The sequence below is a fragment of the Brevibacterium epidermidis NBRC 14811 genome (assembly GCF_001570805.1).
Lineage (GTDB): Bacteria > Actinomycetota > Actinomycetes > Actinomycetales > Brevibacteriaceae > Brevibacterium > Brevibacterium epidermidis.
This window is the reverse complement of the sequence record NZ_BCSJ01000013.1, coordinates 323,602-340,858: the sequence shown is the minus strand read 5'-3', so window position 1 is coordinate 340,858 and position 17,257 is coordinate 323,602. Positions and strand designations below refer to the sequence as shown.

General features: G+C 65.4%; 15 protein-coding genes. 9 read left to right on the top strand and 6 right to left on the bottom strand.

What is annotated here, in order from left to right:
* Window positions 1-119 precede the first annotated feature (119 nt).
* Both BEP01S_RS10640 and BEP01S_RS10635 read left to right on the top strand, forming a co-directional pair.
* Window positions 120-2,030 (top strand): APC family permease, encoded by a 1,911-nt coding sequence (locus BEP01S_RS10640; protein WP_082018887.1) that lies wholly within the window; start codon window positions 120-122, stop codon window positions 2,028-2,030.
* 7 nt (window positions 2,031-2,037) lie between these two features.
* A complete protein-coding gene (locus BEP01S_RS10635) occupies window positions 2,038-3,363 on the top strand; it encodes a class I SAM-dependent RNA methyltransferase (RefSeq protein WP_062242969.1) in 1,326 nt (441 codons plus the stop codon).
* On the opposite strand, the gene BEP01S_RS10630 is transcribed toward BEP01S_RS10635, so the two are convergent.
* Window positions 3,344-3,547 (bottom strand): hypothetical protein, encoded by a 204-nt coding sequence (locus BEP01S_RS10630; RefSeq protein ID WP_062242966.1) that lies wholly within the window; start codon window positions 3,545-3,547, stop codon window positions 3,344-3,346. The genes BEP01S_RS10635 and BEP01S_RS10630 overlap by 20 nt on opposite strands.
* A gap of 311 nt (window positions 3,548-3,858) precedes the next feature.
* On the opposite strand from BEP01S_RS10630, the gene acnA reads away from it, so the two are divergent.
* Together acnA and dxs are read left to right on the top strand one after the other, a co-directional pair.
* Window positions 3,859-6,543, top strand: a complete 2,685-nt coding sequence (gene acnA / locus BEP01S_RS10625) for an aconitate hydratase AcnA (protein WP_062242963.1) — start codon at window positions 3,859-3,861, stop codon at window positions 6,541-6,543.
* A gap of 218 nt (window positions 6,544-6,761) precedes the next feature.
* On the top strand, window positions 6,762-8,702 hold the full coding sequence (gene dxs / locus BEP01S_RS10620) for a 1-deoxy-D-xylulose-5-phosphate synthase (RefSeq protein ID WP_062242959.1): 1,941 nt from the start codon (window positions 6,762-6,764) through the stop codon (window positions 8,700-8,702).
* A gap of 31 nt (window positions 8,703-8,733) precedes the next feature.
* Here dxs and BEP01S_RS10615 read toward each other — a convergent pair whose 3' ends face one another.
* A complete protein-coding gene (locus BEP01S_RS10615) occupies window positions 8,734-9,885 on the bottom strand; it encodes an HRDC domain-containing protein (RefSeq protein ID WP_244882190.1) in 1,152 nt (383 codons plus the stop codon).
* Window positions 9,886-9,902: 17 nt separating this feature from the next.
* Window positions 9,903-10,517, bottom strand: a complete 615-nt coding sequence (locus tag BEP01S_RS10610) for a DUF3000 domain-containing protein (RefSeq protein WP_062242954.1) — start codon at window positions 10,515-10,517, stop codon at window positions 9,903-9,905.
* Window positions 10,518-10,685: 168 nt separating this feature from the next.
* Here BEP01S_RS10610 and hemE point away from each other — a divergent pair, with 168 nt between their 5' ends.
* The 3 genes from hemE to hemQ are packed head-to-tail and all read left to right on the top strand — an operon-like array spanning window position 10,686 to window position 13,888.
* Window positions 10,686-11,732, top strand: coding sequence for a uroporphyrinogen decarboxylase (hemE, locus tag BEP01S_RS10605; protein ID WP_062242950.1), 1,047 nt, complete (start codon window positions 10,686-10,688; stop codon window positions 11,730-11,732).
* A gap of 4 nt (window positions 11,733-11,736) precedes the next feature.
* The gene (gene hemG, locus BEP01S_RS10600; RefSeq protein ID WP_062242947.1) at window positions 11,737-13,149 is read left to right on the top strand and encodes a protoporphyrinogen oxidase; all 1,413 of its coding nucleotides are present in this window, start codon (window positions 11,737-11,739) and stop codon (window positions 13,147-13,149) included.
* A 28-nt stretch (window positions 13,150-13,177) separates the two neighbouring features.
* Window positions 13,178-13,888, top strand: coding sequence for a hydrogen peroxide-dependent heme synthase (gene hemQ / locus BEP01S_RS10595; RefSeq protein WP_062242945.1), 711 nt, complete (start codon window positions 13,178-13,180; stop codon window positions 13,886-13,888).
* Between the two features lie 86 nt (window positions 13,889-13,974).
* Here hemQ and BEP01S_RS17110 read toward each other — a convergent pair whose 3' ends face one another.
* Entirely contained in the window at window positions 13,975-14,316 is a 342-nt protein-coding gene (locus tag BEP01S_RS17110; protein ID WP_244882189.1) for a hypothetical protein, read from the bottom strand.
* 89 nt (window positions 14,317-14,405) lie between these two features.
* On the opposite strand from BEP01S_RS17110, the gene BEP01S_RS10585 reads away from it, so the two are divergent.
* A complete protein-coding gene (locus tag BEP01S_RS10585; RefSeq protein ID WP_062242942.1) occupies window positions 14,406-14,882 on the top strand; it encodes a MarR family winged helix-turn-helix transcriptional regulator in 477 nt (158 codons plus the stop codon).
* A 2-nt stretch (window positions 14,883-14,884) separates the two neighbouring features.
* Here BEP01S_RS10585 and BEP01S_RS10580 read toward each other — a convergent pair whose 3' ends face one another.
* Complete coding sequence (locus BEP01S_RS10580) at window positions 14,885-15,439, bottom strand: GNAT family N-acetyltransferase (protein ID WP_244882188.1); 555 nt, start codon at window positions 15,437-15,439, stop codon at window positions 14,885-14,887.
* Window positions 15,432-15,881, bottom strand: a complete 450-nt coding sequence (msrB, locus tag BEP01S_RS10575; protein ID WP_062242939.1) for a peptide-methionine (R)-S-oxide reductase MsrB — start codon at window positions 15,879-15,881, stop codon at window positions 15,432-15,434. Before msrB ends, BEP01S_RS10580 begins: the two co-directional genes overlap by 8 nt.
* Before the next feature lie 156 nt (window positions 15,882-16,037).
* On the opposite strand from msrB, the gene BEP01S_RS10570 reads away from it, so the two are divergent.
* Window positions 16,038-17,237 carry an alpha/beta hydrolase family protein gene (locus BEP01S_RS10570; RefSeq protein WP_039208982.1) on the top strand — a complete coding sequence of 400 codons (1,200 nt, stop codon included), beginning with the start codon at window positions 16,038-16,040 and terminating at the stop codon, window positions 17,235-17,237.
* Window positions 17,238-17,257 lie beyond the last annotated feature (20 nt).

The following is a 17,257-nucleotide window of genomic DNA, read 5'->3' as shown; positions in this document are numbered from 1 at the left end:
GTGATCTACCATTGGTTGCCGTGGCCAGCAGTTTTTCTGATGCCGTCAAAAGACTACTCGTTGGACGGCCCTTCCGCAGTGAGGACAGGCGTGCGCCTGCGCTGAAGAAGCGCATCGCGATGCCCGTCTTCGCCTCCGACATGCTCTCGTCGGTGGCCTATGCCCCCGACGAGATCCTGCTGGCACTGTCACTGACCTCACTCGTGGCCCTGACCGTGGCCCCCTGGATCGGTGTGGCCGTCGGCATCGTCATCCTCGTGATCGTCGCCTGCTACCGCATCAACGTCAAGGCCTACCCCTCCGGCGGCGGCGACTACGAGGTGGCCTCGAAGAACCTCGGCTCCGGTGCCGGACTCGTCGTGGCCGCGGCCCTCCTCGTCGACTATGTGCTCACGCTGGCCGTGTCGATGACGGTCTTCGCCGCCTATATCACCACGGCGTTCCCGGCGCTTGCGCCCTACCGAGTGCCCGTGGCCATCGTCGGCATTCTCCTCATCTGCTTCGCCGGTCTGCGCGGCTCACGAGCCACCCCGATGCTGTTGGCCGTGCCGACCTATCTGTTCCTCGGCGCCGTGTTCCTCACGATGTCCGTCGGCCTCATCCGCGTCGGACTCGGCGACACCCCGCACGCCCAGACCGCGGACTACACGATCGTGCACAGCAATATCGGCGACCAGGCGACTCTCGGTCTGGCCACCGTCCTCATCGTCCTGCGCGCATTCTCCTCCGGAGCCGTCGCCCTGGCCGGTGTGCAGACCGTGGCCACAGCAGTTCCCGCATTCAAGAAGCCGCGCGGCAAGAACGCCGGCAACACCCTGCTGCTGTCGGGACTGCTCGCCGCACTCATGCTCACGGGCCTGACCTATCTGGCGTCGGTCACCGGCATCAAATACGTCGACGACCCGCATATCTACCTCGTCCGCGCCGACGGCAGCCCGGTCAGCGCCGAATACGAACAGGAACCCGTCCTCGCGCAGCTCGCCCACGCGATCTTCGACAACGCTCCGGTGATGTTCTTCATCGTCGTCCTCATCACCGCACTCGTCCTCATCGCTGCCGCGAACACAGCGGTCGAAGGCTTCCCCGGACTGGCCTCACGCCTGGCCCGTGACGAATTCCTGCCGCGGCAGCTGGCGACGAAGGGTGACAGGCTCACGTTCTCCAACGGCATCCTGCTGCTGGCCGCGGCGGCGATCGTCCTCGTCATCGCCACATCCGCCTCGGCGACGGTGCTCATCCAGCTCTACCTCGTCGGAGTCTTCGCCAGCTTCGTCCTGGGCCAAGCGGGAATGGTCCTGCACTGGCGCAAACGACTGCGCCTGGTCATCGACTCGAAGACCCGTGTGCGCATGCATTTCAACCGGGTCGTCAACACCGTCGGCTGTGTGCTCGCCGCCGGCGTCCTCATCGTCGTCATCGTCTCGAAGTTCCTCGCCGGCGCCTGGCTGGCCGTCGTCGCCATGGCCGGGCTCTACCTCGTCATGGGAGCCATCCACCGCCACTACTCGCGTGTGACCCGCGAGCTCGCCCCCGACGCGGATGTGAACTCACGGACGATCCCGTCGAACACCCACGCCATCGTCGTCGTCAGCGAAATCGACAAACCGACGCTGCGGGCACTGTCCTACGCACGGGTGACCCGGTCGAGCCAGCTCGAAGCCGTCACCGTGGCCGTGGACGAAGAGGCAGCGGCCGATCTGCAGAAGCGGTGGAACCAGATGGAGCTGCCGGTTCCGCTGACCGTGCTCGGCTCCCCGTACCGCGAACTCGTCCGCCCGATGTTGGCCCATATCCTCGCCATCCGCCGCAGATCGCCGCGCGACCTCGTCATCGTTTACATCCCGCAGTTCGTCGTCGGCCGCTGGTGGGAGCACATCCTGCACAACCAGGTGGCGCTCAAACTGCGCACCCGACTTCTGCTGGTACCCAACGTCGTCGTGGTCTCCGTGCCCTGGCGACTGAAATCCTTCTCTCGACAGTACGGCGGAGACGGACCCGATTCCGACACCTCGCTGTACAGACAGGCCTAGAACACGCATGAGCGACACTTCGGTACCCGCCCAGGAACTCACCCTCGACATCGAGGCACCGGCGGCCGGCGGCACCTCCATCGCCCGACACGACGGCCAGGTCGTCTTCGTCTCCGGAGCCCTGCCCGGCGAGAAGGTCCGAGTCCGCACCGAGGAAGGACCGCCCGCCCGTTTCCTCCGGGCCACCGTCACCGAGGTGGTCGAGGCCTCCGCCCACCGCGTGCCCGACCGTCGCCTCGACTATGTATCCACCGGTTCGGCCGGGTTCGGCGGGATGGAGTTCGCGCACGTCGACCTCGCCCACTCCCGCAGGCTCAAAGCCGAAGTGCTGACCGACCAGCTCTCACGCATCGGGCATATCGACCTCGACGCCGAGGTGCTGCCCGCACCGGCAGAGACTGACGGCACGGACTGGCGCACGCGTGTGCAGCTGGCCGTCGACGACGAAGGACGGGCCGGAATGCTCGCCCCCAGGTCACACGAGGTCATCTCCGTGACCGCGCCGCCCCTGGCTGCCGGAGCCCTGCACGACCTCGACATCGCGGCACTCCATGCGCCCGGCGTTCGCCGTCTTGAATTCGCGTGGGCCGGCGACCACGGTGCGCTCATCGTCCGTGGTCGGCCCACGCCACAGGTCCTCGACGAGATCGACTCCTGGCTGCCGACCTCCTTCTCCCTCCTCGCCGAGGCGGCCGGACCGGAGAAGAACCGCGGCCGTGGCCGCGGTGGTCGTCCCCGTGGTCGCGGTCGCGCCCATGCGCCCGCTCCCGCACTGCGAGTGCTCCGCGGAGACAGCACCCTGACCGAAAAGGTGGACGGCCGTGACTTCACCGTGCGAGCCGACGGCTTCTGGCAGGTCCACCGGGAAGCGGCCGGACTGCTCAGCTCCAGAGTCGTCGATGCACTGCCTGCCGATGTCGATGCGATCACCGACCTCTACTGCGGGGTCGGACTCCTCGGCATCTCCGCCGCCCGGGCCACCGGCGCACCCCTGTTCGGCGTCGAAGGAGTGGAAGCGGCCATCGCACATGCTCGAGACAACGCCCCTGACCTCGAGGCCCAGTTCCTCGCACTCAGCGTCGATCGTGCCCGACTGCCCGATTCGGAAGTCATCATCCTCGACCCGCCACGGGCGGGTGCGGGGAGGAAGGCCACCTCGGCGATCATCGAATCATCGGCGCGCACCCTGGTCTACGTCTCCTGTGACCCGGCCACGCTGGCCCGGGACCTCGCGGCGCTCACCGGCGGGGGATTCGCGATCGAGAGCCTCACCGGGTTCGATCTCTTCCCGCTGACTTCGCACCTCGAGACGGTCACCGTCCTGCGGCGGTGACCGCGCGGCGGGGGAGGAGGACGAGCGCGATGAGGGCGATGAACGTCGTGAGGAATCCCCACAGCCCCCACCAGCCGCCGGAGCGGCCCTTCTCCTTTGCGAATGAGCTGCAGATGACGGCGAAGATGATGCCGACGAGCAGTGCGCCGAAGCCGAATCCGGCGCGTAGGGTGAACGGGTCCATGGGATCTCCTCGGTGGCGGCATGCTGGTGCGATGCCTCTTGCGACTGTGCTTCTCACGCTAGGCCGTGAGGCCCGGCCGCGGCCCTGGTGATGCCCGCACGAGGGCCTGCGGAAAACCCGATCGAAGCGAATCGCGGCTCCGTGTGCCATGGTGGTCAAAGCCCCTCAAATGCGATAGAATTTATCTTGACGTCAAGATACTTTTGGAAACATATGTGTCGCGTAAATCGGTGCGTGATGCAAGGGTCCGACCGCCGAGTCGGACGGACCCGGTTTCTTGGATGAGTATCGGATGAAACAGGAGAATCACGATGAGCAACGTCGATACGTTCAAATCGAAGAGCACCCTGACCGTAGGCGATAAGGATTATGAGATCTATCGCCTGGACAAGGTCAAAGGGTCGGAGAAGCTTCCCTTCAGCCTCAAGGTGCTGTTGGAGAACCTGCTGCGCACGGAAGACGGCGCAAACATCACTTCGGAACATATTGAAGCCCTCGGCAGCTGGGACCCCAGTGCCGAACCCGATACTGAGATCCAGTTCACCCCGGCTCGTGTGGTGATGCAGGACTTCACCGGTGTGCCCTGCATCGTCGACCTCGCCACCATGCGCGAGAAGGTCGTCGAACTCGGCGGCAGCCCGGATCAGGTGAACCCGCTGGCTCCGGCCGAGCTGGTCATCGACCACTCGGTGCAGATCGACCGCTTCGGCACCGCTGACGCCGTCGAACTCAACATGGACATCGAATACCAGCGCAACGGTGAGCGCTACCAGTTCCTGCGCTGGGGACAGACCGCATTCGAAGACTTCAAGGTCGTGCCTCCAGGCATGGGCATCGTCCACCAGGTCAACATCGAGCACCTGGCTCGCGTGGTCATGCCGCGCGAGGTCGACGGAGTCCTCCGGGCTTACCCGGACACCCTGGTCGGCACCGACTCGCACACCACGATGGTCAATGGCCTCGGTGTGCTCGGTTGGGGCGTCGGCGGCATCGAGGCAGAGGCCGCCATGCTCGGCCAGCCCGTGTCGATGCTCATCCCGCGCGTCGTCGGCTTCAAGCTCACCGGTGAGATCCCCTCCGGTGTGACCGCAACAGACGTCGTCCTCACGATCACCGATATGCTCCGTCAGCACGGTGCCGTCGGCAAGTTCGTCGAGTTCTACGGCAAGGGCGTCGCCGAGGTGCCGCTGGCCAACCGCGCCACCATCGGCAACATGAGCCCCGAGTTCGGTTCGACCGCCGCGATCTTCCCGATCGACGAAGTCACCATCGACTACCTCAAGCTCACCGGCCGCACGGACGAGCAGATCCAGCTCGTCGAGGACTACGCCAAGACGCAGGGACTCTGGCACGATCCGGAGAACGAAGTCGAGTACTCCGAGTACATCGAACTCGACCTGTCCACCGTGGTGCCCTCGATCTCCGGACCGAAGCGCCCGCAGGACCGCATCGAGCTCTCTGACGCTAAGAACCAGTTCGCCAAGGACATCCACAACTACGCCGCTCCCGGCGAAGAGAACAAGTCCGTGGACGTCAGCACCGCTGACGGACGCAACTTCGAGCTGGCCAACGGTGCCGTGGCGATCGCTTCGATCACCTCGTGCACGAACACCTCGAACCCCTCGGTGATGATGGCCGCCGGCCTGCTGGCACGCAATGCCCGCAAGCGCGGACTCAACTCGAAGCCGTGGGTCAAGACCTCGATCGCTCCGGGCTCGAAGGTCGTGACGAACTACTACGAGAAGGCCGGCCTCATCGAGGATCTCGAGGCGCTGAACTTCTACATCGTCGGCTACGGCTGCACCACCTGCATCGGCAACTCCGGTCCGCTTGACTCGGAGATCTCGAACAGCATCCAGGACAACGACCTCTCGGTCACCGCTGTCCTGTCGGGCAACCGCAACTTCGAAGGTCGCATCAGCCCGGACGTGAAGATGAACTACCTGGCTTCGCCTCCGCTGGTCATCGCCTACGCGCTGGCCGGAACCATGGACTTCGACTTCGAGAACCAGCCCCTGGGCAAGGACAACGACGGTGTCGATGTCTACCTCAAGGATCTGTGGCCTTCGCCGGAAGAGGTCGAGTCGGTCATCGCCTCGTCGATCTCGACCGATATGTTCGACAGCGAATACGGTCGCATCTTCGACGGTGACGAGCGCTGGCAGCAGCTCGACACCCCCGAAGGCAAGATCTTCGAGTGGGACGACAAGTCGACCTACGTGCGCAAGCCCACCTTCTTCGACGGCATGGGTCTCAAGCCCGAAGCCGTCGAGGACATCAAGGGTGCTCGCGTGCTCGCGAAGCTCGGCGACTCGGTGACCACCGACCACATCTCGCCTGCAGGTTCCTTCAAGGCCGACACCCCGGCCGGCAAGTACCTCGTCGAGCACGGTGTCGAGCGCAAGGACTTCAACTCCTACGGCTCGCGTCGCGGCAACCACGAAGTCATGATCCGCGGAACGTTCGCGAACATCCGTCTGCAGAACCAGCTCCTCGACGGAGTCCAGGGTGGCTTCACCCGCGACTTCTCGCAGGAAGGCGCTCCGCAGACGACGATCTACGACGCCTCCGTGAACTACCAGGCCGCCGGCACCCCGCTGGTCGTGCTCGGTGGCAAGGAGTACGGTTCGGGATCCTCGCGCGACTGGGCCGCAAAGGGCACCAAGCTGCTCGGCGTCGAAGCCGTCATCACCGAAAGCTTCGAGCGCATCCACCGCTCGAACCTCATCGGCATGGGCGTTCTGCCGCTGCAGTTCCCCGCCGGCGAATCCGCTGATTCGCTCGGACTCGACGGCACAGAGATCTTCTCCATCGAAGGCGTCACGGAGCTCAACGAGGGCAAGACCCCGGCGACCGTCAAGGTCACCGCCGAGAAGGAAGACGGCACGAAGGTCGAATTCGACGCCGTCGTCCGCATCGACACCCCGGGTGAAGCCGACTACTACCGCAATGGCGGCATCCTGCAGTACGTTCTGCGTCAGCTCGCAGAAGCCTGATCGCAGGAGATGTGCTGAAGCGCTGTGAGTCTGCGACTCGCGGCAAACGGTTCGCGCTGAGGCGCTGAACCGGAACACAGCGAGGGCCGGTGGGATTCTTCCCACCGGCCTTCGTCGTGTCCGGATCCGTGCGATGAAGGGTGAGGGACGCGCGCGTGAGAGATAGGATGGGGCGAATGGAATCTGTCCGCCAACGATGTCGTCAGAACTGAGGCCGCATGACCTTGCTCGAATCCCTCGGCTCGCCTGCCGATCTGCGCCGCCTCGACGCATCAGAATGCGACGTACTGGCCAAAGAGATCCGCGACTACCTCATCACGACTGTGTCCGGCACGGGTGGACACCTCGGCCCCAACCTCGGCGTCGTCGAACTGACCATGGGCCTCCATCGCACCTTCGACTCGCCGCGCGACACCATCATCTTCGACGTCGGCCACCAGACGTACGTGCACAAACTGCTCACCGGCCGTCGGAACGAATTCTCCACCCTGCGGCAGCGCGACGGACTCTCCGGCTACCCGAGCCGGTCCGAGAGCGCCCACGACGTCGTCGAGAATTCGCACGCCTCCACGTCCCTGTCCTGGGCCGACGGCATCGCAAAAGCCCGCCAACTCACCGGTGAGACTGATCGCCACGTCGTCGCCGTCATCGGCGACGGTGCCCTGACCGGAGGAATGGCTTGGGAAGCGCTCAACACCATCGCTGCCGACACTTCCACCCCGCCGAGGCGACTGGTCATCATCGTCAACGACAACGGCCGCTCCTACGCCCCGACCGTCGGCGGATTCGCCGCCCACCTCGACGAACTGCGCACCACCTCGAGCTACGAGAAGCTCCTCAGCTGGGGCAAAGAGACTCTGCGCCAATCCGGCCGGCCCGGTCGCGCCGCCTACAGCGCCATCCACGGCGTCAAACGCGGACTCAAGGACATGGTCAGCCCGCCCGAGACCGGAATGTTCGACGAACTCGGCATCAAATACTTGGGACCTGTCGACGGACACGATCTGCCCTCGGTTGAAAAAGCCCTGCAGCTGGCCAAACAGTTCGACGGCGGCCCCATCATCGTCCACATGATCACGCAGAAGGGCCACGGATTCGACCCGGCCGTCAACGACGACGCCGACCAGTTCCACTCCGTCGGCGTCATCGACCCCGTCACCGGGAGATCGACACTGTCGAAATCCACGTCATGGACCTCCGTGTTCGGCACCGAGATCTGCGAACTCGCCGAAGAGCGCAAGGACATCGTCGCTGTCACCGCAGCCATGCTCCTGCCCGTGGGACTGGCGAAATTCGCCGAGGAATTCCCCGACCGCGTCTTCGACGTCGGCATCGCCGAACAGCATGCAGTCGCCTCCGCCGCTGGCCTGTCCTTCGGCGGACTCCACCCGGTCGTGTGCATCTACTCGACGTTCCTATCCCGCGCCTTCGACCAAGTGCTCATGGACGTCGCCCTCCACCGCCAAGGCGTGACCTTCGTCCTCGACCGCGCCGGAATCACCGGCCCCGACGGAGCCAGCCACCACGGAATCTGGGACATCGCGATGCTCCGCGTCGTCCCCGGCCTGCGCCTGGCCGCACCCCGCGATGCCGCCCGACTGACCGAAGAGCTGCGCGAAGCCGTCACCGTCGAAGACGCACCGACCGTGGTGAGATTCCCCCGCGGCAGCGTCGGTGCCGACATCCCGGTGCTGAGGCGGCTCGACGACGGCGTCGACATCCTCCGTGAGCGACCGACCGGTTCCGAATCCCATGTGCTCATCGTCTCCGTGGGACCATTCGCCAGGCTGGCCGGTGACGTCGCCGACCGACTGGCCGAGCAGGGACTGAGCGCGACGATCATCGATCCCAGATGGGTACTGCCCGTGCCCGAATCCGTCATCGGCCTCGCAGCCGCCCACAGCCTCGTGGCAGTGCTGGAAGACGGTGTGAAGATCGGCGGCATCGGTTCGCAGATCCGCTCCGACCTGCGCGAAGCCGACTCGCGGATCGGGGTGCTCGAACTCGGAGTCCCCGATGAGTTCCTGCCGCAGGGAACGCGCGAAGAGATCCTCACCGAGGTGGGCCTCGACGTCGACACGATCGTGTCCGAGATCCTGCGTGCCCTGCCCGCCGAGGTGGCCGACCGAGCCGATCAGAGCGCCCGCCGCGCGGTGTGAGGTTGAGAATTCCCGCTGCGCAGCGGGAGGTTCAGGCCTGGGGGAGTCCGGCCAGGGTCTTCTTCAGCGCGGGGGCACTGAGCCCGACCTGCCAGGGCCGTGCCCCCGCCTCGGCTAGGTAATCCTCGACATCGACGTTCGACTCCGCAGCCAGGGACTTCACGATTGCCGGCTGGAGGAGCACATCATGGGGGATCGTCAGCTCGTCGGAGAGCTCCGACATTGCGGCCTTCAGCGCCGCCACCCGCTCCTTGAGCTCCGCCGGATTGAACGCGCTGCGCTTCGACCGTCCGCGTTCGAACCGTCCCGGCAGCTCTTCGGCACCCAACCGGGAGGCCTTGCGGTAGGCACGGAAGAGTCGGGCCGCCTCGGCACGGGAGAGCCGGCGCCACTGCGCCAGGATGTCATCGCTGGACTTCACACCGGACTGTGCGAGGGCGACGAGGTCACGATCGCGCAGGATCTTCGACGGAGCCAGGTCGGCCTCGCGCGCCATGGAGTCCCGTGCCTGCCAGAGCTCACGGACCCGGGCGATGTCCCGGCGGGACTTGATCTTCGACAGCCCATGCGTGCGCCGCCACGGCTCAGCGAAATGCTTCGGGGTGAAATCGAGCAGGTGCGTGAACTCCTGCCGCGCAAACTCCCACCGGCCGGAATCGAGCAGCTGCTGGTGGAGGATGTCGCGGATCGGCAAGAGCACCTCGACGTCGAGGGCGGCATAGTTCAGCCACTCCTTCGGCAGCGGACGCGTCGACCAATCGGCGGCCGAATGCTCCTTCGCCAGTCGCACACCCAGAGTGCGCTCGGCGACAGCGGCCAGACCGAACTTCTCCCATCCGAGCAGCCTGGCGGCCAGCTCGGTGTCGAACAGGGCCGCCGGGCGCATCCCACGCTCCTGCAGGCACGGCAGATCCTGTGTCACCGAATGGATGACCCACTCATCGGACCCAAGCGCCGGGTTGAGCTCGCTGAGATCACCGAGAGACTCGGAATCGAGGAGGAACGTGCCTGCACCCTCACGGCGCAGCTGAACGAGGAAGGCGCGCTGACCGTATCTGATTCCCGAAGCTCGTTCGGCGTCGATGGCGATGGGCCCCGCGGCGGCGGCCAGACTGGCGATCGAGGAGGAGAGATCCTCCGGGGTGTCGACGACGTCGGGGATGCCGTTCGCGGGTGTTTCCAAAAGCGGTAGTTCGGTTGTCATCGACGGCGCCCGGGCAGGGCTGTGACTCCTTCAGGAAGTGGTGGCAGTCCGGCGACTGTGCTGAGCAGATCGATCCAGGCTTCGAAGTGATTGCCGATCAGATCCGGCTCGTCAATCACGGGTGTCCACGAAGCGCGCAGCTCCAAGTCTATCGTGGCCGGGCGATCGGCCAAGGTGCCGAAGCTCTCGGACAGCACCCGAGTGGTCGTCCCGCCGGCGGCGAGCACCTGGCAGTCGTTGGAGTCGAGGGCATCCTCGAGCCAGCTCCACGCCACATGGCCGAGCATCGTCTCATTGCCGAGTTCGTGTTCGAGTTCGGCGCGGATATAGGAGACCACCCGGAACGAGCCTTCCCATTCCTCCGGGGCGGCGGGGTCAAAGAGGACGACGATGCGGCCGGTGGCGAGCTCATCGATGGTCTCGCCGCTGGCCCGCAGGAACGTCTCGTCGGCGCTGACCTCGGCACCGAGAGCATAGGAGTAGGGGGCCAGCCGGGCCGGGGCGGGGATCTCGGAAATCGACACGTTGTTCGTGCTGCGCGCCTGACGCAGCACCGACGTCACGGCGGAGAACTCCGCCGGAATGCGATTGAGAGGTGAGGTGTTGACCACAGTTGCCACGATAGATCAGCCGTGCCGGCAGGGGAATCATCCACGCCGAGGCGGCCCCGGACAATCCTTCGGACGCCGTCCTCGGCCGCATTCTGAGACGGCAAGACGGCCCGTCTTGAAACCGAGATCGAGTGGGCATGTGCGATCGAAGAATGGGAAGATGGAGCCATGACATCACCCTTGTTGGCTGCCCTGCGTTCGGAGCCGGTTTCGCACACTCCCGTCTGGTTCATGCGGCAGGCCGGCCGCTCCCTGCCCGAGTACCGCAAGCTGCGCGAAGGTACCCAGATGCTCGATGCCTGCCGCGACCCCGAGATGGTCTCCGAGATCACTCTGCAGCCGGTCCGCCGCCACGGCGTCGACGCGGCCATCTTCTTCTCCGATATCGTCGTCCCGCTCCAGGCCGCCGGCGTCGATGTGGAGATCGTCCCCGGCGTCGGCCCGGTCATCGCGTCCCCGGTGCGCTCCCGCGCCGATATCGACGCCCTTCCCGGACTCGAAGCCTCCGATATCCCCGATATCACCGAATCGATCCAGCGAGTGACCGCCGAACTCGGCGATGCCACCCCGGTCATCGGGTTCGCCGGCGCCCCGTTCACCCTGGCCAGCTACCTCATCGAAGGCGGGCCGAGCAAGAACCATGAGAAGACGAAGTCCCTCATGGCCTCCGACCCCGAGGCGTTCTCCGCGCTCCTGGGCAAGCTCGCACAGATGTCGGCGACATTCATCGACGTGCAGCTGAACGCCGGAGCCAAGGCCTTCCAGCTCTTCGACTCCTGGGCCGGCTACCTCTGCCGGGAGGACTACGAGAACCACGTCCTCGAACACTCCACCGCCGTCTTCGACGCACTGTCCGGCCACGATGTGCCGAGCATCCACTTCGGCGTGCAGACCGGTGAGCTCCTCGGCTCCATGGCCCAGGCCGGATCCACCGCCGTCGGCGTCGACTTCCGCGTCGACCTCGCCGACGCCGCCACTCGGGTCAAGCCCGGTCAGGCGCTCCAGGGCAATCTGGACCCGGCCCTGCTCTTCGCCCCATGGGAGGCGCTGTCCGCTCGTGTCGAGGCCATCGTGCGCAAGGGACTCGAGCTCGATCGCGGATTCGTCTTCAACCTCGGACACGGCGTGCTGCCCGATACCGACCCAGAGGTGCCCGGTCGCGTGGTCGACCTCGTGCACCGCGTCTCGGCAGAGATCCTCGGCAACCGCGGCTGATCGGATGAGTCAGATCACCGTCGTCGGGGGAGGGGTCTCCGGTCTCGTCGCCGCCCACCGTCTCTCCGCCGACCACGACGTGACAGTCCTGGAGGCGGGCGACCGTCTCGGCGGCTGCCTGAAATCGACCACGCTCGATGGTGCCGTGCCCGTCGGCATCGACACCGGAGCCGAAGCGAGCCTCAACCGACGTCCGGAGACCAAGAGCCTGGCCGCCGAACTCGGCCTCGACTCGGTGTTCCCTTCGACACACCACAGTTCGCAGGTGCTGAGCCGGGGAGACCTGCACGCGATTCCCAAACGGACGATCATGGGAGTGCCCGCCGAAGCCGCCGAGGTCGAATCCCTCATCGGCACCGAGGCGGCCGAACGTCTGGCTGCCGAGCAGCTGACGCCCCCGATCGACGGCGACGATGTCTCGCTGGGTGCGTTCCTGGCCGAGCGCCTCGGCGATGCCATCGTCGACTCCCTCGTCGATCCGCTGCTCGGCGGAGTGTATGCGGGCCGCTGCCGGGACCTGTCCCTGGCCGAGACGGTTCCTGCCCTGCTGCCCGCCGCCGTCGAGGGCACCTCGGTGCTCGACCTCGTGGCGCAGCTGCTTGCCGCACGCGATGCTCAAGCGGCTGCCCCGGGACGACCTGCAGAACCGGTGTTCATGAGCTTCGAAGGCGGGATCAACCGCCTCATCCCGACCCTGCACGAGGCGATCGAGGCCCGAGGAGGTCAGGTCCGCCTCGGCGCCGGTGTCACCGGTATCCGGCGTGACGGTCGCACTTGGACGGTGACCGCGGACGGGACCGATATCGAGTCCGACGGGCTCGTCCTCGCCACCCCTGCCCACGTCAGCGCGGGACTCCTCGCCGAGGCGGCCCCCACCGCGGCCGCAGCACTGCAGTCCGTCCCCTACGCCTCCACCGCGTTGGTCGCGGCGCTCGTCGATCTCGGGGGAGTCGAGCTGGACGGTTCGGGATTCCTCGTCCCCGTCACCGAGGGCACATTCATCAAGGCCTCGACCTTCGTGTCGAACAAATGGCCGTGGACGGCCGCCCATATCCCCGCGGGCACGGCCCTGGTGCGGATGAGCATCGGACGTTTCGGCGATGGACCCGAGGTGTGGGGCAGCCTGTCCGATGAGGAGATCATCGAACGCGCCTTCGCCGATTGGCAGACGATCACTTCCCGCCCGGAAGCGCAGCTGCTGAGCGCCGAAGTCCAACGCTGGGACTCCGCGCTGCCGCAGTACCTGCCTGGCCATGCCGGACGCATCGCCGCCATCGACGCCGAGATCGCGGACCTGCCCGGCCTTGAACTCGCCGGATCCGCGTACGGCGGAGTCGGCATTCCCGCGTGCATCGCCCGCGCTGATGCCGTTGCCCAGAGACTGAACCGGCCCGCCGGTGACGACCAAGACAAATGAGAATGAAGAGATGACAGAAGGAGCAGATATGAGCGAATTTACTCAGCCCACCGACGCCCAGATCGAGGAAATGAACGAGCAGACGCGGTATATCGCCTACTCCGTCTTCGCTTCTGCAGGAGAACTCGGCGATGCCGATCGCAAGGAACTCACCGATGAACTGCTCGCGGCTCTGGAGCCGTTGAAGGAACGCGGTCTCATCGTGCGCGGAATCTACGACGTCTCGGCTCTGCGCGCCGATGCCGACGTCATGTTCTGGTACCACGCCCCCGAGATCGAGGTCGTCCAGGCCGCGTACTCGGCGATCCGTCGCAGCCTCATCGGCGGAGTGCTCGAACCCGTGTGGTCCGTCGTCGGAATCCACCGTCCGGCGGAGTTCAACAAGGCGCACCTGCCGGCTCTGCTGACCGATCCCGAGCCGGGCGATTACATCTGCGTGTACCCGTTCGTGCGGTCCTACGATTGGTACCTCCTCGATCCCGCCGAGCGGTCGAAGATGCTGCGTGACCACGGTATGGCCGCCGCCGCGTACAAGGACATCAAGGCGAACACGATCGCGTCCTTCGCCCTCGGCGACTACGAATGGCTGCTGGCCTTCGAAGCCCCCGAGCTGCACCGCATCGTCGACCTCATGCGCGACCTGCGCAACACCGAGGCGCGTCTGCACGTGCGTGAAGAGGTCCCGTTCTACTCCGGACCGCGCCGCGAGCTCGTCGACATCATCACCGACTGGCGCTGACCGTCAAGTAGGGCTCCCGCCAGGCAGAGAAAGGGCCGCCGCACCGAATCGGTGCGGCGGCCCTTTTGCGTGGTCGGGGAGTGGGGCTACTTGCTGCCCTTCTTCACCACATAGGAGTGACCGTTGGCATCGGTGCGCATTTCCAGCCCCATGGCAGCGAGCTGCTGGTGCCGCAGAGTCTCGTCTTCGTAATATCCGCCCGGGCGAGTGTTGTCGACCTGTGCCGGTCCGACGATCTTGCGGAAGAAGTTGTTGAGCCAGCCCACTCCGCGCTGGGAGTCAGGATGCTGGTTCTTCTTACGCGCCGGACTCTTCTGCTTCGGGTCCTGCTTCCGGTTCGAATCATCGGCGGAAGGCTGCGAGGAGGACGACATAGAGAAGATCCTATCGACGACGTGCCGCTTGGGCAGGGACTGGGTAGGTTTCACCTCAAGTGTACACTGATCGTTAGTGCCCTAAGTAATTAGTGCAGAGACTGCACGCCCAGATTGCCGACGCGGAGGATCGACGAGACACGATGCTGGAATCCGAAAGCTCGACCGAACAGCTGGACAATCCGCTGGCGCTCGAGAGCCAGATCTGCTTCGCCCTGGCGGTGGCCTCACGCGGAGTGATCGGCGCGTATCGGTCCGTGCTCGAACCCATCAGTCTGACCCACCCGCAGTACCTGGTGATGCTTGCGTTATGGCAGCACGAGAAGCTGCCGATGCGCGAGATCGCCCGACTGCTGCGCCTCGAGCCCGCCACAGTGTCACCGCTGGTCAAACGCCTCGAAGCGTTGGACTATGTGACGAAGACACGGAGTGAAAGCGACGAGCGGATTGTCGAAGTCACGCTCACCGATACCGGTCGTGAGCTGCGCAAGAGCGCCGAGGCGATCCCCGGGACGATGATGGCCAAACTCGGCATGGACGTCGACGGAGTGCGCGAACTGCATGCGGTGATGCAGAAGATCATCGCCTCCGTCGACGCCGCCGAAGCAGACGCAGGCTGAACTCAGCCCGCGGGGCGTTCCATCGGGGTGTGCTCGAGTCCGTCCTCGTCGAATCGCGGACCGTTGGGCGTGAAGCCGAACGATCCGTAGAAGCCTTCGAGATGCGACTGCGCGTTGAGAGTCAGCGGCGAATCCGACCAAGCGCCGACGATATCGGAGAGCAGGCGGCGGCTCCACCCCTGCCCACGCGCATCCGGATGGGTGGCGACGCGACTGATGCTGCGCGCCCCAGGACGGGCGGCCGGACCATCGGGCACATCTGCAGGCAGAAGCCTGGCGTATGCCCACGGTGAGAGATCACGTCCGTGCTCGGCACCGTGAGTGTCCGACATGGCAGACGCCGGTCGCGGGTAGAAGAAGTGCAGGGTCTCCGGCATCGTGTCGACTCCATCGGCGTCGAGGAAGACACATTCCTGCTCGACGACGAAAGCGCGGGAGCGCAGCTGCAGGATTCCGTAGAGCTCTGCGGGCAGGAGTTCGTCGAAGATCTTCACAACCGGTTCGGTCGCCTCGACGATCTGAGAATCCGTCTGAGAAGCAGTCGCCGCCTCAGGCATCGGCGTCGGCGGTGTTGAGCTTCAGAGAGATCGAGTTGATGCAGTAGCGCTGGTCGGTGGGAGTGTCATAACCCTCGCCGGCGAAGACGTGGCCCATGTGCGAATCGCAGTTCGCGCAGCGGACCTCGACGCGCTCCATACCCAGCGAGCTGTCGCGGATGTAGCGGACCCGGTCTTCGGCCAGGGGAGCGTAGAACGACGGCCATCCGCAGTGTGAGGTGAACTTCGTATCCGAGGGGAACAGGTCGGCTCCGCAGGCCCGACACTGGTACATCCCCGCAGCCGTCTCCTCGTTGTACTCACCGGTGAAGGGACGTTCGGTCGCGCCCTGGCGCAGCACTGCGAACTCCTCGGGTGAGAGCACGTCCTGCCAGCGGATCTCCTCGGCCGCAGCCCCCTCGTTCGTCGAAGTTCCAGCGTTGATTTCTGATGACTGTGTCATCGTGACCTCCGATATCTGTCAATAGCGGTAATGGCGGCGAGGAAGAAACGATTTCCACCTCTGCTGAGTGCAACATCGAGCGGCACTCGCTCATTCCGCACAACAGCGTTTGGTGCCTGATCATTCCTTAGGCAACAATGAAGACAGGAGGTTTTCATGGTCCGCGACACGAAGTTCCCCGCTCGCCTGCTGGCTGCCGGTATCGGCGTCGGCGCCGGGCTCGGTGCCCTGATCTCTGTGGCGTCGTCGGGCCTGGCAGCCTACTTCGCCCGCAAGATCATCGTTCCGGAGAACGCTCCGGAAGAACTCGACATCCTGCACATCGATGGATTTCCGCCGAATATGCGCATCCATCTGCCCGCCGACGAAGAGACGACGGTGCCCGGCACCTACGGTCTCTATTTCAATCAAGGGTCGGGACACGCGGTGATCGGCGACATCGTCGAATACGATCCGCGTTCACGCACGGTCTCCCGAGAGATCCTGTCGGTGACCCGCGGTGACATCCGCCGGGCCTGGCAGGGACGTTGGACTGGCATCGTCTACCCGGACCCGATCGCGGCCGGTGTGAACTTCGAAGACATCGAGATCCGCTCCGACGCCGGGAACCTGCCCGCGTGGCTGCTGCCGACCGATCACCCGGAACCGCAGGACACCTGGGCGATCCTCATCCACGGTCGAGCCAGCACCCGCGCCGAAGGTCTGCGTGCCGCTCCTGTGCTCAACACCCTCGGTGTGCCTGCGATCGCCATGTCCTACCGCAACGACGCCGAGGTGCGGGTGGAGACCACATCGCGCTACGGACTCGGCGACACCGAATGGATCGACGTCGACGCGGCCATCGACTTCGCCGTCTCACACGGGGCGAAGAACGTCGTCCTCTTCGGCTGGTCGATGGGTGGGGCCATCGCCCTGCAGACGGCCTCCCGCGGACGCAACCGCCGATTCGTCACCTCACTGGTCCTCGACGGACCCGTCGTCGACTGGGTGAACGTGCTCGACGGTCAGGCGAAGAAGAACCTGCTGCCGACGCCGATCGCCAAACTCACGCTCGAAATGATCACACAGCCGTGGGCACGGCCGATCACCGGCCTGGAGACCCCGCTCGACCTCGATCGTATGGACTGGGTGACCCGCGCCGCCGAACTCGACGTGCCCGTGCTGCTCATCCACTCCGACGACGACGAGTTCGTGCCTTCCGGTCCTTCACACGCTCTGGCGGGGGTCAGGCGGGACCTGGTGACGATGCCCTCGTACAGCAAGGCCCATCACACGAAGGAATGGAACATCGACCCGGTGCGCTGGGAAGACGATGTCGCGAATTTCCTCGAGGCGAAGATCCTGCCCAAGGACTGATCGCAGGGCGCAGGAACGCC

What these genes read in the sequence shown, in the direction of transcription:
- BEP01S_RS10570 (WP_039208982.1), top strand. Translation starts at nt 16,038, where the DNA reads ATGGTCCGCGACACGAAGTTCCCCGCTCGCCTGCTGGCTGCCGGTATC.
- BEP01S_RS10585 (WP_062242942.1), top strand. Translation starts at nt 14,406, where the DNA reads ATGCTGGAATCCGAAAGCTCGACCGAACAGCTGGACAATCCGCTGGCG.
- BEP01S_RS10630 (WP_062242966.1), bottom strand. Translation starts at nt 3,547, where the DNA reads ATGGACCCGTTCACCCTACGCGCCGGATTCGGCTTCGGCGCACTGCTC.
- hemQ (WP_062242945.1), top strand. Translation starts at nt 13,178, where the DNA reads ATGAGCGAATTTACTCAGCCCACCGACGCCCAGATCGAGGAAATGAAC.
- hemG (WP_062242947.1), top strand. Translation starts at nt 11,737, where the DNA reads ATGAGTCAGATCACCGTCGTCGGGGGAGGGGTCTCCGGTCTCGTCGCC.
- acnA (WP_062242963.1), top strand. Translation starts at nt 3,859, where the DNA reads ATGAGCAACGTCGATACGTTCAAATCGAAGAGCACCCTGACCGTAGGC.
- dxs (WP_062242959.1), top strand. Translation starts at nt 6,762, where the DNA reads ATGACCTTGCTCGAATCCCTCGGCTCGCCTGCCGATCTGCGCCGCCTC.
- msrB (WP_062242939.1), bottom strand. Translation starts at nt 15,881, where the DNA reads ATGACACAGTCATCAGAAATCAACGCTGGAACTTCGACGAACGAGGGG.
- BEP01S_RS10580 (WP_244882188.1), bottom strand. Translation starts at nt 15,439, where the DNA reads ATGCCTGAGGCGGCGACTGCTTCTCAGACGGATTCTCAGATCGTCGAG.
- hemE (WP_062242950.1), top strand. Translation starts at nt 10,686, where the DNA reads ATGACATCACCCTTGTTGGCTGCCCTGCGTTCGGAGCCGGTTTCGCAC.
- BEP01S_RS10635 (WP_062242969.1), top strand. Translation starts at nt 2,038, where the DNA reads ATGAGCGACACTTCGGTACCCGCCCAGGAACTCACCCTCGACATCGAG.
- BEP01S_RS10640 (WP_082018887.1), top strand. Translation starts at nt 120, where the DNA reads ATGCCCGTCTTCGCCTCCGACATGCTCTCGTCGGTGGCCTATGCCCCC.